The sequence below is a fragment of the Aquimarina sp. U1-2 genome (genome assembly GCF_017897595.1).
Classification (GTDB): domain Bacteria; phylum Bacteroidota; class Bacteroidia; order Flavobacteriales; family Flavobacteriaceae; genus Aquimarina.
Window position 1 is genome coordinate 260,917 of record NZ_JAGKIK010000001.1, and the last position, 15,731, is coordinate 276,647.

Sequence of the window (15,731 nt, forward strand, 5' to 3'; positions counted from 1 at the left end):
GTTAGCTCCAATTATTGTATCATATAACAATATAAGGCTTGTCAAATCATGACAAGCCTTTTTTTATGGCCTATTTCAAAAGAGATCAACGTATATATAAAAAATGAGTTACAAATTAACCACACATTTCAAACAGATTCTGGCAGATACATTTACTCCGGTAAGTGTGTATTTAAAAATAAGAGATCGATTTCCTAACAGTTTACTACTTGAGAATAATGATTATAGAGGTAGTGAAAATAGCTTTTCGTATATATGCTGTAACCCTATAGCTACTATAAAAATAGAAAACAATCACGTATATCAATCTTTTCCGGATCATAGTAAAACGATAACCGAAATAACCAGCGATACCAACATTCCCAAAATAATAGAACACTTTGCACAGCAGTTCAAAACGTCCAGAACCGATTTCAAATTCATCAATACTGGGTTATTTGGTTATATTGGATATGATGCTGTTCGTTACTTTGAGAATATTAATATTCAAAAAAAAGAGAAAGGCCTTCAAATACCAGACATACATTATACGGTATATCAAAATATTATTGCGATTAGCAATTTTACTAACGAAGCCTATATTTTTGCGCATTGCTATGAGTCTGAAAGTAATATCGATGAGATAGCATCACTACTTAAAGTGAAAGATTTTGCATCCTATGATTTTACTATGACCGGAGCTACTACCTCAAATCTGGATGATAATCAGTATAAGAAGCATGTAGCTTTAGCAAAAAAACACTGTAAGCGCGGAGATGTTTTTCAATTGGTATTGTCTAAACGTTTCTCACAAAAATTCAAGGGTGACGAATTCAATGTCTATCGCGCATTGCGCAGTATTAATCCGTCGCCCTATTTATTTTATTTCGATTACGGAAACTTTAAGATTTTTGGCAGCTCTCCAGAAGCGCAATTGATTGTGAAAGAAGGTATTGCCGAGATACACCCTATTGCCGGTACCTTTAAACGCACGGGTAATGATGAACAAGATGCCGAGCTTGCCAAAAAATTAGCTGCAGATGAAAAAGAAAATGCCGAACACGTCATGCTCGTAGATCTAGCAAGAAATGACCTTAGCCGAAATGGAAGTGAGGTTACGGTAGATACTTACCGAGAGATTCAGTTTTATTCTCATGTGATTCACCTGGTAAGTAAGGTCACCGGTAAAAAACACAAAGACACCTCAACAATGCAAGTAGTGGCCGATACCTTTCCTGCAGGGACCTTAAGCGGTGCACCCAAGCACAAAGCCATGCAACTTATCGAAAAATATGAAACCGTAAATCGTGATTTTTATGGGGGAGCTATTGGTTTTATGGATTTCTCAGGAAATTTTAATCATGCCATCATGATACGAACTTTTTTGAGTAAAAATCATGAACTTCATTGGCAAGCCGGAGCAGGATTGGTTAACGAATCTAATGAAGAAAATGAACTGCAAGAAGTGTACAATAAATTAGGAGCATTAACAAAGGCATTAAAATTAGCAGAAGAAATTTAAGGGTGTTACCCTACGGGTCGGGCTAACCGCACTACACGGTAGCTTGCTCATATCCCTAACACAATAACGAACAAAAAATAGTAGCAGAGTAGAAAAGTTTAAAAATATGATGAATAAAGTTACTAAATAGTACCGTATAAAATCAAAATGAAAAACTATAACCAAAAACTCAGAAACTCAGAAACTCTGAAACTTTGAAACTTTGAAACTTTGAAACTTTGAAACTTTGAAACTTTGAAACTTTGAAACTTTGAAACTTTGAAACTTTGAAACTCTAAACCATAAAAAATGAGTAAAAAAATATTAGTAATAGACAATTACGATTCGTTCGTTTACAACTTGGTTCACTATCTAGAGGATCTAGGATGCCAGGTAACTGTAAAACGTAACGATCAAATACAATTGGAAGAAGCAGCGGATTTTCATAAAATTCTACTTTCTCCGGGACCCGGTATTCCCGATGAAGCAGGAGTATTAAAAGATATTATTTCGTTTTATGCTGATACAAAAAGTATTTTTGGTGTATGTCTTGGGCAACAAGCTATAGGAGAAGTATTTGGTGGTAACCTTATCAACTTAGACGAAGTATTTCACGGTGTGGCAACCCGCATTAACGTATCGGTAACCGATGAATCTCTCTTTACCGGATTAAGCGAAAGTTTTCACGTAGGCAGGTATCACTCATGGGTCGTAGAAAATAAAAATCTACCTAATTGTTTAGAGATAACTTCTTATGATGAAAATGGCCAAATTATGTCATTGAGACATAAGAAATATGATGTTCGTGGCGTGCAGTTTCATCCTGAATCGGTATTGACTCCGGATGGTAAGAAAATTTTAGAAAATTGGGTTAATAATTAATAAAAGATGAAAGACTTACTCAACCGATTAATCAACCACGAAACGATTACTAAAGAAGAAGCTAAAGATGTTTTGGTCAATATTTCTAAAGGAAAATACAATCAAAGTCAAATCGCTTCTTTTCTTACCGTGTACATGATGCGTAGTATTACGATTGCAGAACTCGAAGGGTTTAGAGATGCTTTGCTCGAGCTCTGTGTAGCTGTAGACCTTAGCGAATACAATCCTATAGACCTTTGTGGAACAGGTGGTGACGGAAAAGATACATTTAATATCTCTACACTTTCTTCATTTGTTGCTGCGGGTGCAGGAATCAAAGTAACCAAGCACGGTAACTATGGCGTTTCTTCAAAATGTGGTAGTTCTAATGTCATGGAATATCTCGGAATAAAGTTTAGCAATGATAAAGATTTTTTAAAGCGTAGTATGGATGAGGCGGGGATTTGTGTGTTGCATGCCCCGCTATTTCATCCGGCAATGAAAAATGTAGCTCCTATTCGTAAAGAGTTAGGAGTTAAAACGTTCTTTAACATGCTAGGTCCTATGGTAAATCCTGCATTTCCAAAGAATCAAATTGTAGGTGTCTTTAATTTAGAATTAGCCCGAATGTACGGTTACCTGTACCAAAATACGGATAAAAATTTCACGATTATTCATGCACTCGATGGATATGATGAGATTTCCCTTACCGGAAACACAAAAACCATATCAAATACTTCCGAAGGAATGCTTACGCCTTCAGATTTTGGAGTTTCAACGCTTCAACAAAACGAAATTGTAGGTGGCGATACTGTAGCGGCATCTGCAGAGATTTTCTTGAATATTTTAAAAGGTGAGGGAACAAAAGCTCAAAACCACGTAGTTTGCGCTAATGCAGGAATGGCTATTGCAACAGTAGAAGCATTACACCCTAAAGAGGGTTTTGAAAAAGCAAAAGAATCTCTCTTTTCTGGTAAAGGGTTAGCAGCATTAAAGAAAGTGCAAGAACTCAGTAATGCTGAATTTCGAATTAATAATTGAAAAAATGAATATCTTAGACAAAATTATTGCTGATAAATATAAAGAAGTCGAACTTAAAAAAAGCCTGATTCCCGTTAAACAATTGGAAACTTCAGTATTATTTGATCGTGATACCTGCTCGCTCGCCAAAGCACTTCGGCAAAGTGATACCGGTATTATTGCCGAACACAAGCGCAGATCGCCTTCAAAAGCTGTAATCAATCAGAGTGTAAGTGTTCAAACGGTTGCGTCTAACTATGAAAAAGCAGGTGCATGTGGCATGTCTGTACTTACCGATGGCAAATATTTTGGGGGTTCGTTAGAAGACTTGCTACTGGCTCGAGCTTCGGCACGGTTTCCATTATTACGTAAAGAATTTATTGTCGACGAATATCAATTACTAGAGGCAAAAGCCTATGGTGCCGATGTTGTTCTTTTAATTGCAGCAGTGTTGACCAAAGAAGAAATAAAAACGTTGTCAAAATTCGCTAAAAGTTTGGCATTAGATGTTTTATTAGAAGTTCACAATCAGGAGGAACTCGAAAAATCCATAATGCCCTCTTTAGATATGTTGGGAGTGAATAATAGAAATTTAAAATCTTTTGAGGTAAGTACGGCTATTAGTAAAGAACTAAGTTTCTTAATTCCTGATGACTTTGTAAAAGTTTCAGAAAGCGGAATAAGCAATATTGAAGCTATAAACGATTTAAAGCAATATGGTTATCAGGGCTTTTTAATTGGTGAAAACTTCATGAAAACCGAAAATCCAGGAGCTAGCGCTTCAGAATTCATTAAAAAAATGACGATTACCCAAAAATGAAGACAATTTTAATCACAGGAGTAACCGGAAATATAGGATCTCATGTTTTATTTGAGCTTCTTTTTGAATTATATTCCAATAAAGAAAAAGCTACTATCTATCTTCTTATTCGTAAAAAACAAAATAGATCTGGCCGCCAAAGGCTATTCGACGAAGTATTTACCATGTCACTTATCCCTGATAAAATCAAATCCTTTTATGAAATTTATCTAGAAAACTATGTCAAGGTGATTGAGGGTGAAATTCACAATTTTAAAATTCCAGATACGGCAGGAAATAAAATTACAGTATATCACCTGGCAGCTTCAGTCAACTTAAGTACTACAGAAAAAGCGAGAAAAGAAATTGCAACAACTAATTATGCCAACACTTTAGCTTTTTTTGATCGTATTAAAAAACGTACGCAAAAGCTAGTTTTTGTGAGTACGGCGTTTTCAAGAGGCGAAATAGAAGGTGCAATTCATGATGATTACCATTCGGTACCCGATTTTCACTTCAGAAATCATTATGAGGCCTATAAAATGAAAGCTGAAAAATTAATTCTGAAAACAGCCAAAGAAAACAATTTTAGCTGTACCATAGCCAGACCAAGTGTAGTATCGGGTAGGCTTACTGATGCACCTCGGTTTGTAAGTAACCGCTATATTGTATTTTATTCTATCGGTGAGTTTTTTAAGAAAATGAAAACTATTCATCCTCAAATCAAAAAAATCAGATTGGCAATTAATAAAGAAGGAGGACTTAATATTGTACCTGTAGATTATGTAGCAAAGGGAATCGTTCGTGCGGCTTACAGTAATGAAGAGCAAATAAATATTACGCTTACTCAAAATGTACCCATGCTTCATATCATCTCAAGTATTTTACAGAAATGTAATATAGAAATAGAAGTGGTATCTCAAGAACCCGAGAGCAAAACTACTATAGAAAAGTTGTTTTATAAAACCCTGGGCAATCAATTTATAAAGTACGCTACCGGTAAAAAGCATCATTTTGAATCTACCCTTATAAGAAAGCTGCTTGCCGACATAGAGGAACCAAAGATGCTAGACTACTTTAGCGAGATATACAATTTTGCGCATGATATTAATTTTGATAACCGCAATATTCAATTAGAAACCGGTATATAGAAACAATGAGATAAAACGAACCTTGTAATTACTAAAATGTAAACGTATGAAGATTAAAGTTTGCGGAATGAAATATCATGAAAACATCGAGGTGATCGGGTTATCTTTGAAGCCTGATTACCTTGGCTTTATTTTTTATGAAAACTCTCCACGAAATTTTACGGGATCCATACCGGCGTTAGCTTCATCTATAAAAAAAGTAGGCGTATTTGTTGATGCATCGATACATTGTATTATGGATAAAGTTTCGCAATACGGTCTCAAAGCAATACAATTGCACGGAGAGGAATCTGCTGCTTTTTGCAGAGATTTGAAATCCAAACTAATCAATGATAAAACGATTGCTACAGAAAATGGTAGCGTTATTGAAATATGGAAAGTATTTTCGATTAAAAATGAGTTTGATTTTGATCGATTGAAACCTTTTGAAGGTATTGTAGATTATTTCCTTTTTGACACCAAGGGCAAAGAAAAAGGAGGTAACGGATACACATTTGATTGGAGTGTTTTAGAAGATTATCCTTCTACTACTCCATTTATATTAAGCGGAGGTATTGGCGTCGAAGAAGTTGAAAAAGTTAAAAAAATACGGGGCACCAAACTACCCATTCATGCTATTGATGTAAATAGTAAGTTTGAGATCAAACCCGGGCTTAAAAATGGTAAACTATTAGAAAAATTTAAAAAATTGTTGGTCGTTACTATTTGATTATTTAAACGTATTGAGTAATGAACTATCAACCAAAAAGTAAAAAAAATGAGCTATCAAGTAAATGAAAAAGGATACTACGGGAATTTTGGAGGAGCGTATATTCCCGAAATGCTATACCCTAATGTAGAAGAGTTACGTACTACGTATCTCGATATTATGAATGAACCTTCGTTTCAAGAGGAATTTCATCAATTACTCAAAGACTATGTAGGTCGCCCTTCACCGCTATATTATGCAAAGCGACTTTCAGAAAAACATCAAACAAATATATATTTAAAGCGTGAAGACCTGAATCATACAGGGGCTCATAAGGTGAATAATACTATCGGACAAATACTGGTGGCAAAACGATTGGGTAAGAACCGAATTATTGCCGAAACCGGAGCTGGTCAGCATGGCGTAGCTACAGCAACAGTTTGCGCATTAATGGGTATTGATTGTATCGTATATATGGGAGAAATCGATATTAAACGCCAGGCTCCCAATGTTGCCAGGATGAAAATGCTAGGGGCCGAGGTAAGACCTGCCAAATCAGGAAGCAAAACACTTAAAGACGCAACCAACGAAGCCATACGTGACTGGATTAACAATCCAGTAGACACACATTATATTATTGGATCAGCTATAGGTCCGCACCCCTATCCCGATATGGTGACCAAATTTCAGTCTGTTATATCAGAAGAGATCAAATGGCAACTTAAAGAAAAAGAAGGAAGAGAAAATCCGGATTATGTAGTGGCTTGTATAGGTGGTGGTAGTAATGCTGCCGGTACCTATTACCATTTTCTCGACGAACCAAGTGTGGGCATAATTGCAGTAGAAGCCGCTGGAAAGGGTGTAAAATCAGGAGAAAGTGCCGCCACTTCTCAGTTAGGTAAAGAAGGTATTATTCATGGTTGTAAAACACTGTTGATGCAAACTCCCGATGGTCAAATCACTGAACCTTATTCTATTTCTGCCGGTTTGGATTATCCCGGAGTTGGTCCTTTACATTCGCACCTCTACACATCGGGCCGCGGTGAGTTTTATTCGGTTACAGATGACGATGCAATGACTGCTGGCCTTGAGTTATCACAACTCGAAGGTATTATCCCGGCAATAGAAACATCTCATGCGTTGGCTATATTTAATGATAAAAAATTCAATCCCGATGATATCGTCGTGATAAGCCTATCAGGACGAGGTGATAAAGATTTGAACACCTATATCGATTATTTTAAATTATGAATTAAACTTTTTGTGAATTTCCGCGAAGGCGGAAATCTTTAAATACAGCAGATCAATGCTAAAAGACGATGTTATATTTTATGTATATATATTAACCAATAAAAATCATACTGTACTCTATGTTGGAATGACCAATAATTTAAAGATTAGATTGAAACAACATCAAAGTAGGGTTACAAAAAGTTTTACGAAAAGATATAATCTTGACAAGTTAGTATATTTTGAAACAACTAGATATGTTAATAATGCAATCAAAAAGGAAAAACAAATAAAAAAATGGAATCGCCAATGGAAAATCAATCTGATCAATGACATCAATCCTGATTGGGATGATCTTTCTAGTCGATTATAAAGAATTTAAGGTTATGCGAAAAAGATTCCCACCTTCGTGGGAATGAAAAAAAATGAGCAATGAACAGAATACATCAAAAATTAGCCGAAAACAAAAAACTGCTATCCATCTATTTTACAGCAGGATACCCGGCGCTCCACGATACTGTAAAAGTAATTGAAGACTTAGAAAAAAGTGGTGTCGATATGATCGAAATAGGTTTACCCTTTAGTGATCCCTTGGCTGATGGACCCACCATACAGGAAAGTTCTGCGATTGCTTTAAAAAATGGGATGACTACCAAAGTTTTGTTTGAACAAATCAAAAACATACGTGAAACGGTAAAGATCCCACTGATTATCATGGGATACTTTAATCCTATGATGCAGTATGGCATAGAAGAATTCTGTGCAAAATGCCAAGAAACAGGTATTGATGGTTTAATCATTCCTGATCTTCCGGTAGCCGAATATCATGACCATTATCAGGAAACTTTTGAAAACTACGGCCTAATTAATGTTTTTTTAATAACCCCACAAACCTCAGATAAGCGTATTCGGTTTATAGATGAAGTTTCTAACGGATTTATTTATATGGTAAGTTCTGCAAGTACGACTGGTGCCAAAAATACCTTGGGGGATGAGCAACAGCAATACTTTGAGCGTATCAAAGCCTTGCAACTTAAAAATCCACAGATTGTAGGTTTTGGAATTAGCAATAAAGATACGTTTAAGCAAGCTACAAAGACCGCCAAAGGTGCTATTATTGGATCTGCATTTATTAAACACCTCACACATCAAGGTGTCGAGGCTATTGATGATTTTATTACTAAAGTTAGATAAAGTAAAAATAATTTATGAATATCCGTAATTTAACCTAAACGGTTTGCGTCAAGCTGAATACTGAAACGAGTTCAGTAAAGGCTTGTTTCAGCTTCTCATCTCGATGTACTGAAAATAAATGTAATGAGATCCTGAAATGAATTCAGGATGACTTCTCAGTTAAATTTTAGGCATAATAATGGACAATAAATAATTAAAAGTAACAAGGAGAAACTAAAAAAATGCTGCGTATTGCATCACCCTGAAATCAATAGTATTGAAATGTCGATTTTCTTTCTTTAAATTCTTGTACAAAGGCATACTGCCAATAGCTCTATTTGCTGATCCCGAAGGTGCTGTAAGGGAAACGGTTTTAATTTTTCTTTCGTCTAATTGAAATTGATGTATTCTGGGGACTTGCGGCACTACTTCTTCAAGTTTTAGGGTATATGTTTTTAAATGTTTTCTGAAAAGATACTCTGGCCCATTTTTACTATTACCCCCTGTAAACAATAAGGTGTTCACTTTGGGATATTGCCTTATGTATGAAATCAAATCTCTGAGCTTAACATTCTGCATTCCCAAATCTGAAGCATCAATTTTATCTCGCTCACAACGATCTACAATATCACAAACGCCAATACCTCGCGAAATTAAAAAGTTTTTCCGTTGTTGTACTGCCTCCTGAGTGGTTTCGTATTTCAGGTTCAAATTGAAAATACGGTCTAGAACCGGCCAAAGTAAGCCGTTGCTACTTCCATAGCAAAAATCAACATCGCTATCATTAAGCTCACCAGTAGTAAACCTAGGCGGTGGTAACGTTCCTACGATAAGTTTGGTTACGTTTTCTGGAAAAAATGGCGGATATGGATGTGTATGTTGAAACAAATTATGAATCTAAAAGCTTTTTTGTTTATATCTGTAACAAAGTGCAAACTACTATTTTAAATACGAATATCCGTAATTTAATCTAAACGGTTTGCGTCAAGCTGAATACTAAAACGAGTTCAGCACAGGCTCGTTTCAGCTTCTGATCTCAATGTACTGAAAATAAACGTAATGAGATCCTGAAATGAATTCAGGATGACTTCTCAATTAAATTTTAGGTATACTAACGGGCAATCAATTATTCTTGTTAAATATATCAGGATTTTCAAACTTTTTTAATACAAATGAGACTTTGACTTAATAGTAGGCTTATACATATAGACATGTATCCAGCACAACCCGAATTAAAGTGGTATTAATAAAAAACTGCCCCATCTAACATAATGAGGCAGTCTTTTAAGATCTTCTTCTAGCAGTATATAATACTAGTTGACTATAAGCTGTTTTACAATTGAAGAGTCATCTAACACTACTTTTACAAAATAAATTCCTTTAGGATATGGATCAAAAGACAATTCAATAGGTTCTCCTGGATCAATAGTATTGCTTAACAGTATCTTACCCGTAGATGAATAAACTTCTACAGATCGGACTTCAAGATCGCTACGGTTTATCGTAACAACACTTCCTTTTGAAGCAGGGTTCGGAAACAGTACAAGTTCATTTTCTAGACTAATTTCTGGTTTTTTATCAAGTGAAAAAGTTGATGCTGAACTTTTGAAACTTCCCTGGTTTAAACCTGGTCCGTTCGTTTCGCGGTTATACCTTCCATCTACAAAATCTTTAATCGCATTAAATTTATGATTATCCCTGTTCCAACCTGGGAAAGATTTTGCTCCCCATCCGGCTCTTACATCACCACAACCATTCTGGCCATAATCAGTATAATGGAAAACAAGTCCAAAATAGGTGCTAGATTCCTGAATCCATTCTTTATACATGTTATAACTTCTCGGATTTGCAGAGAAATCTCCTGACTTCAATCGATTTGCGTCAGACATAGATTGTCCTCCTTCATAAGCTACCATATCTAAGCCTCTATCACTTTTGATGTAATCTGCTGTTTTTTTCCAACTTTCCTTATTTTCTGGATCACCATAAGCACGTTTTCTAAGCTCGCTGTACCAGAGTGATTCAAAACCAGGATTATCTGCAGGAGTTTCTCCTGCGCGTTGATAACAAGCCCATTTCCAAACTTCAGGACGTACCCCAAATGGGTTTCTATTAGGAGTATTAACATCATAAACATCTGTCCAGCATTCACTTACTTGAGGTCTCCAGGCAAAAGTAGGCCCAGCAACGTTAATAATTCTATCAGAATTACCCCATACATCTCTAAAAGCCTTCCACATTCTTACTTCTGCCCAAGCGCCAAATCTCCAATGTTGATTGCGGCCAAAACCTATGTCATCAGACTTTGACTCTGCCCATTTTACCTGTGGTCGCCCGCAACACCATAACTCATTAGAATATTCTATATATATACGCAAATCTGAATCAACAGGACGAGTAGTTTCTACACCTCCTCGATCTATAAACCATTGCTTAGATCTAGATGCAAGCGAAGACAGGTTATTTTTTCCTCCTACCGCATTTTTAAGATTTACATTTTTCATATCCACACCATGCTTAAAAAGAATAGCCATTTTGTGAATATATTCATTTCTAAAGTCATCTCCATTGGGAAAATCTGCAGGATCAATAGTTTTATAAGGGATATTGATCCAGATATCAGATTTGATACGGTTTGACAGATCAATGATCCACTCATAAGCCACACCTACGGTGCGTTTACCATCTTGCTGTGTGGTTAAGACCTGATCGTTGATTCCACCTTGCATATTTCTTCCTATCTGAAATCTGTGAAACTTCAAGGTTCTAGAAGTCCAGTCTTTGGTAGGATCTCCATTACCACCGGTCCAGTTCATGTAGCGTACTGCCTGATACATTTTTTGTTCTCTGATAAAATCCGGATTCCAGGGATTAGTTTCATTGGCGAGATCCATACCGGGTTCTCTAAAGTAATCCCCATTTCTCAATTTATCGTTACAACCTTCATTGTCGTAAAAAACAAAGTTTACATTAGTTGCAAAAGCATTTTTTCTATTATAAGAACTTGTATTAACGCGGGTAAGGTCTACATTGATATTACCACCGCCACCAGTGTCACCTCCGCCTCCGGAAACGCTTCTTATGTTTACAGAAACGGTTGCATCTGTAGTTTTACCTTCATTGTCTGTGGCACGCACTCTAATCTCATGCGTACCTACAGGAAATGTAGAAGTACTAAAGGAATAAGGTGCAGTTCTATCATTAACCAACCAGTCGAAAGCACCATTAGTAACTCTCCACATGGTAACCATATTTACGCTACCGTTGTCTGAAGCATTAACATTAATAGTAATACGACTTGCTTGATCAAAAGTCTGACCTTCTGAAGGAGATGTGATGCTTACGCTAGGACTTCCATCGCTTCCGCCACCGCCGCCGGATTGGTTTTGTATCGTTACCGAAACAGTGGCGTCTGTAGTTTTACCTTCGTTATCTGTAGCACGTACTCTGATTTCATGCGTACCTACAGGAAACGATGAAGTACTAAAAGAATAAGGAGCCGTTCTGTCATTAACTAACCAATTGAATGTTCCGTTCGTAACTCTCCACATCGTTACCGTGGCAATGCTCCCATTATCTGATGCATTTGCATTAATAGTAATATTGCTTCCCTGGTTAAAAGTTTGACCATTTGATGGTGAGATAATAGAAACACTAGGGTTTCCATTAGTTCCACCGCCATCCGTAGAGCCAGAAACGCTTACATTGATTCGGTCCAGGTTTGGTCCACCATTGAAGGAATTGTTTGCTACCAGGCGAATTGTATTTTCTCCATTGCGTATGTTGACGTTGTTAATAGATGTTGTATCCCAGTTGCTCCAATTCCCTGTAGAATTAAAATCTACCTTCCCTACGTTGCTACCATTAAGGATAAGATCGCAGGCACGATTGTCGTTACTTCCATTTGCGTATCTGAATGTGAAATTGGCACTGCTTCCCGAAAGATTGACCTTCCATTGTGCGTAAGAATTGTTTCCGCCATAATCCACATATCCCGAGCCGGTAAAACCTGTCGCTGCAGATTGTATTTGCGTTCCGGATTGTGCATTTAATTGCTCGGCTTGTACTTGCTGAGCGTACATCTGCCAACTACAACAAAGTGCGGCAAAAGCTAAAATTAATACTGATAATTTGTGTTTCATAATAGTTTGATTTAGGTTAGAAAAAATAATTGAACTTAAAATATGATTAGGATCAAATCGAATGAGAGAAGATCATTTTTTTCTATGCTAAAGTATTTTTTAAGTAGTATTGAATCATTTCAAAGAAACTCATGTAAGCGCATTCTAAATTTTAGAGTGAAGATTTTTTTATTGATCATGGATTTTATTTTAAGGGTTAAAGCTTCACTTAATAAACGTAAATTTGAAAAAAAGCTGCTTTACCTATTTTCGTCAAAATAATAATTTATGAAGCAGGTATTTACCGGGTTTTCAGAAAAACCGAAGGCTAGCCATTGATTTTTTGAACAAACCTATTTTTAAAATTGAAAGAATTACATAAAAAAATGGAAGAATAAGATCAGAGTTTTTTTTAGTTGCTGCTTATTTGAACATTAAACAGCATATGAATATCCGTAATTGAACCTAAACGGTTTGCGTCAAGCTGAATACTGAAACGAGTTCAGCACAGGCTCGTTTCAGCTTCTCATATTAATTGACTGAAAATAAACGTAATGAAATCCTGAAATGAATTCAGGATGACCCCTCAGTTAAATTTTAGGTATAATAACAGACAATTAAAAAACAGAATTTATAGAATGAAAAAGTACAAACTACTATTTACAATTTTTCATTTTTCTTAAAAAATTTTGTTTCTGCCAAGTATTCCAGCAATTTAATTTGACGAGATTATCTGGTAGATTAATTAAGTCACCAAACATTAAGCTTTAACCCGCTTTATGCATTAGAAAATCTATTACGGCTTTAAACTGCTGTAAAACCAAGCACTGCGTTGTATTTTTAAGTTTCACCGTAGCGGTGCTGAAACTTAGAAAACACTTGGTTTTACAGCATTTTCAACCCTCATAACGAAATTCTAACGCATAAACCGGGTTTAATTATTGCCTATTAAGAACAAATGGGTAAATTCATCATGAAAAATCAAGTTTGTATAGTTTCATTTGCTAAAACCAAGATAAAATTTGAAGTGAATTTAAAAGATATAATGAAAAAAGGTACAAATATTTTAAAAGAGATCTAGCGATGTACATCAGCCATGAAACAAGAGAGCAAACTGAGAATAGACTGATCGAGGTTTTGAAATCATCTAAGCTTAGAGTCTATGAAACTCCTTATTATTTTAAAGAAACTTCGGTCGATGACTTTTATTTCGACCCAAAGGCTTTGGCGATGGTCAAAGATGATGAAGTTTGGAGCTACTTAATTCCCGTAGAAAGTACACAGACTGAAAATTTTAAAATTTTTAGCTTCCACTTTAAAGGCGGTTTGGACAATAGTGGATTCGTAGGTTGGTTAGCAAGTAAGATTAAGGAAGAATTAGGCTCAGGATTATTTGTAGTTTGTGGACAAAATTCTAATAAAGGAGGGATTTTTGATTATTGGGGTTGTCCAATTGAGATTGCAGATCACGTATTGCATTTCATAAATAAACTAATGAATGAAAGCCTATAATTTAGTAGGGAGCTTCATACAGTAAAGCAACGGATGTGTAGCGTAAACCCTGCCACCCGATTTATACAGTTACCGGAAGCCAAAAGCTAAACAAACAGAATGAAAAAATATATACCCATAATTTTAAGTCTATTACTTGTAAAGTTTATCATACAATGGTTTGGGAATAGCAACTATGGTTTTCATCGTGATGAATTGCTACATTTGTCTGCCAGTGAACATTTGGATTGGGGATTTATGGAATTTCCACCTTTTATCGCTGTACTTGGAAAACTATCCTATTGGCTTTTTGATTACTCGCTTTTAGGAGTCAGGCTCTTTCCAACTTTTGCAGGTATTGCTATTCTCCTGTTGTGCTGTTTGATAGCAATAGAGCTAGGCGGAAAATCGAAAGCTATGCTGCTTAGTGGAATTTGCATATTAGCATTTCTTCCGTTTTACAGAAATCATACTTTATTTCAACCTGTAGCATTTGACCAGCTATTTTGGACATTTGGATTCTACTGTATCATCAAATTTATAAACTCACAAAACAAGAAATTCCTCATCTTTTTAGGAATAACATTAGGTTTGGGTGTAATGAATAAATACACCATGCTGATTTGGGCATTTGGAGTTTTCTTTGGCTTATTTTTTTATCAAAAAGGAAATCTATTTAAAAATAGATGGCTCTACATATCCGCACTGATTTCATTGTTAATTTTTTTGCCTAACCTAATATGGCAAATTCAAAATGAATCCCCTATTTTAAAACATTGGCAAGCATTACGCGAGAATCAGTTACATGAAATTAACCCTTTAGCATTTGGGCTTGAACAATTAAATTTTCCGTTTACGCTGATCATAAGCCTTTTTGGCCTTATTGCTTTACTTACAGACAACGATTTAAAAAAATACAGAGCTGTTGGCGTAGCTTCGATGGTAATCTTCTTTACAATGTGGCTTCTCAATGCTAAAGCTTATTATGTATTTGCAATCTATCCTGTTCTTTTTGCGAGTGGAGCGGTCAAAATAGAGGGCATACTTTCTAAAAAGCCCATCTGGGTTTATGTAATTGCCTTTGTTACTCTGGCATCTTCTGTCTATTTTATTCCAGAAGCCACACCTTTGCTGCCGATTGAAAAATTTGTTACGTATAAAAATCTTGAGGAAAAGAACGGGCGAATTGAATTAACAGGAGATTATGCAGATATGTTTGGCTGGAAAGAGCAAGTAAAGTTGGTAGATAGCGTATATCAATCTTTGGATCCTAAAGAGAAAAAAAATTGCGTGTTGTGGGCAGAAAATTACGGAGAAGCAGGAGCACTCAAAATCTTGGGGAAGGATTATAACTTACCAAATCCGATAAGCAGACATGGCAGTTTTTGGATTTGGGGATATGGAAATAAAGATGCCGATGTCTGGATTAGTTTAGGCAATGAAAAACCAGCTGTTGATCATGTTTTTGAAGAAGTCAAATTAGTAAAGATAATTACCCATAAATATGCAATTGAAGAGGAGAACAGAATTCCGCTTTATGTTTGCAGAAGGCCAAAAGTTGATATTGAAAAATGGTGGAAAGCGTATGAAGAACATATATTTGACTGAAAAACAAGTAATAACAGGGCAATGCAATGTATAGCGTATTAATCATCAAAATCTTGCGTGAGGGATAGTAGCAAGCTACCGTGTAGCGCGGATAGCCCGACCCGTAGGG

The 15,731-nt window shown here is 35.9% G+C and carries 13 protein-coding genes; 11 read left to right on the forward strand and 2 right to left on the reverse strand.

Features of this window, described 5'->3' with window-relative positions; all coding sequences use genetic code 11:
* Positions 1-103: 103 nt before the first annotated feature.
* The 9 genes from J8281_RS01075 (at position 104) to trpA (ending at position 8,423) form a co-directional block, all read left to right on the forward strand.
* Positions 104-1,501, forward strand: coding sequence for an anthranilate synthase component I family protein (locus J8281_RS01075; protein ID WP_210195738.1), 1,398 nt, complete (start codon positions 104-106; stop codon positions 1,499-1,501).
* A gap of 288 nt (positions 1,502-1,789) precedes the next feature.
* A complete protein-coding gene (locus J8281_RS01080) occupies positions 1,790-2,362 on the forward strand; it encodes an aminodeoxychorismate/anthranilate synthase component II (protein ID WP_210195739.1) in 573 nt (190 codons plus the stop codon).
* 6 nt (positions 2,363-2,368) lie between these two features.
* Positions 2,369-3,382, forward strand: a complete 1,014-nt coding sequence (gene trpD, locus J8281_RS01085; protein ID WP_210195740.1) for an anthranilate phosphoribosyltransferase — start codon at positions 2,369-2,371, stop codon at positions 3,380-3,382.
* A gap of 4 nt (positions 3,383-3,386) precedes the next feature.
* Complete coding sequence (trpC, locus tag J8281_RS01090) at positions 3,387-4,181, forward strand: indole-3-glycerol phosphate synthase TrpC (protein ID WP_210195741.1); 795 nt, start codon at positions 3,387-3,389, stop codon at positions 4,179-4,181.
* On the forward strand, positions 4,178-5,311 hold the full coding sequence (locus tag J8281_RS01095; RefSeq protein WP_210195742.1) for an SDR family oxidoreductase: 1,134 nt from the start codon (positions 4,178-4,180) through the stop codon (positions 5,309-5,311). The genes trpC and J8281_RS01095 overlap by 4 nt, the downstream gene beginning before the upstream one ends.
* Before the next feature lie 46 nt (positions 5,312-5,357).
* The gene (locus tag J8281_RS01100; RefSeq protein WP_210195743.1) at positions 5,358-6,020 is read left to right on the forward strand and encodes a phosphoribosylanthranilate isomerase; all 663 of its coding nucleotides are present in this window, start codon (positions 5,358-5,360) and stop codon (positions 6,018-6,020) included.
* Between the two features lie 48 nt (positions 6,021-6,068).
* Positions 6,069-7,250 carry a tryptophan synthase subunit beta gene (trpB, locus tag J8281_RS01105; RefSeq protein WP_210195744.1) on the forward strand — a complete coding sequence of 394 codons (1,182 nt, stop codon included), beginning with the start codon at positions 6,069-6,071 and terminating at the stop codon, positions 7,248-7,250.
* Positions 7,251-7,305: 55 nt separating this feature from the next.
* On the forward strand, positions 7,306-7,602 hold the full coding sequence (locus J8281_RS01110; RefSeq protein ID WP_210195745.1) for a GIY-YIG nuclease family protein: 297 nt from the start codon (positions 7,306-7,308) through the stop codon (positions 7,600-7,602).
* A gap of 59 nt (positions 7,603-7,661) precedes the next feature.
* Positions 7,662-8,423: a tryptophan synthase subunit alpha gene (trpA, locus tag J8281_RS01115; RefSeq protein WP_210195746.1), complete on the forward strand. Its 762-nt coding sequence runs from the start codon at positions 7,662-7,664 to the stop codon at positions 8,421-8,423.
* Between the two features lie 213 nt (positions 8,424-8,636).
* Here the strand turns inward: trpA and J8281_RS01120 are convergent, their stop codons facing one another.
* A complete protein-coding gene (locus J8281_RS01120) occupies positions 8,637-9,290 on the reverse strand; it encodes a uracil-DNA glycosylase family protein (RefSeq protein WP_210195747.1) in 654 nt (217 codons plus the stop codon).
* A 425-nt stretch (positions 9,291-9,715) separates the two neighbouring features.
* Positions 9,716-12,544 carry an Ig-like domain-containing protein gene (locus J8281_RS01125; RefSeq protein WP_210195748.1) on the reverse strand — a complete coding sequence of 943 codons (2,829 nt, stop codon included), beginning with the start codon at positions 12,542-12,544 and terminating at the stop codon, positions 9,716-9,718.
* 1,062 nt (positions 12,545-13,606) lie between these two features.
* On the opposite strand from J8281_RS01125, the gene J8281_RS01130 reads away from it, so the two are divergent.
* Both J8281_RS01130 and J8281_RS01135 read left to right on the forward strand, forming a co-directional pair.
* Positions 13,607-14,035 carry a DUF6196 family protein gene (locus J8281_RS01130; protein WP_210195749.1) on the forward strand — a complete coding sequence of 143 codons (429 nt, stop codon included), beginning with the start codon at positions 13,607-13,609 and terminating at the stop codon, positions 14,033-14,035.
* Positions 14,036-14,272: 237 nt separating this feature from the next.
* The gene (locus J8281_RS01135; protein WP_246848930.1) at positions 14,273-15,622 is read left to right on the forward strand and encodes a glycosyltransferase family 39 protein; all 1,350 of its coding nucleotides are present in this window, start codon (positions 14,273-14,275) and stop codon (positions 15,620-15,622) included.
* Positions 15,623-15,731: the final 109 nt, after the last annotated feature.

What these genes read in the sequence shown, in the direction of transcription:
- J8281_RS01075 (WP_210195738.1), top strand. Translation starts at nt 104, where the DNA reads ATGAGTTACAAATTAACCACACATTTCAAACAGATTCTGGCAGATACA.
- J8281_RS01080 (WP_210195739.1), top strand. Translation starts at nt 1,790, where the DNA reads ATGAGTAAAAAAATATTAGTAATAGACAATTACGATTCGTTCGTTTAC.
- trpD (WP_210195740.1), top strand. Translation starts at nt 2,369, where the DNA reads ATGAAAGACTTACTCAACCGATTAATCAACCACGAAACGATTACTAAA.
- trpC (WP_210195741.1), top strand. Translation starts at nt 3,387, where the DNA reads ATGAATATCTTAGACAAAATTATTGCTGATAAATATAAAGAAGTCGAA.
- J8281_RS01095 (WP_210195742.1), top strand. Translation starts at nt 4,178, where the DNA reads ATGAAGACAATTTTAATCACAGGAGTAACCGGAAATATAGGATCTCAT.
- J8281_RS01100 (WP_210195743.1), top strand. Translation starts at nt 5,358, where the DNA reads ATGAAGATTAAAGTTTGCGGAATGAAATATCATGAAAACATCGAGGTG.
- trpB (WP_210195744.1), top strand. Translation starts at nt 6,069, where the DNA reads ATGAGCTATCAAGTAAATGAAAAAGGATACTACGGGAATTTTGGAGGA.
- J8281_RS01110 (WP_210195745.1), top strand. Translation starts at nt 7,306, where the DNA reads ATGCTAAAAGACGATGTTATATTTTATGTATATATATTAACCAATAAA.
- trpA (WP_210195746.1), top strand. Translation starts at nt 7,662, where the DNA reads ATGAACAGAATACATCAAAAATTAGCCGAAAACAAAAAACTGCTATCC.
- J8281_RS01125 (WP_210195748.1), bottom strand. Translation starts at nt 12,544, where the DNA reads ATGAAACACAAATTATCAGTATTAATTTTAGCTTTTGCCGCACTTTGT.
- J8281_RS01130 (WP_210195749.1), top strand. Translation starts at nt 13,607, where the DNA reads ATGTACATCAGCCATGAAACAAGAGAGCAAACTGAGAATAGACTGATC.
- J8281_RS01135 (WP_246848930.1), top strand. Translation starts at nt 14,273, where the DNA reads ATGGAATTTCCACCTTTTATCGCTGTACTTGGAAAACTATCCTATTGG.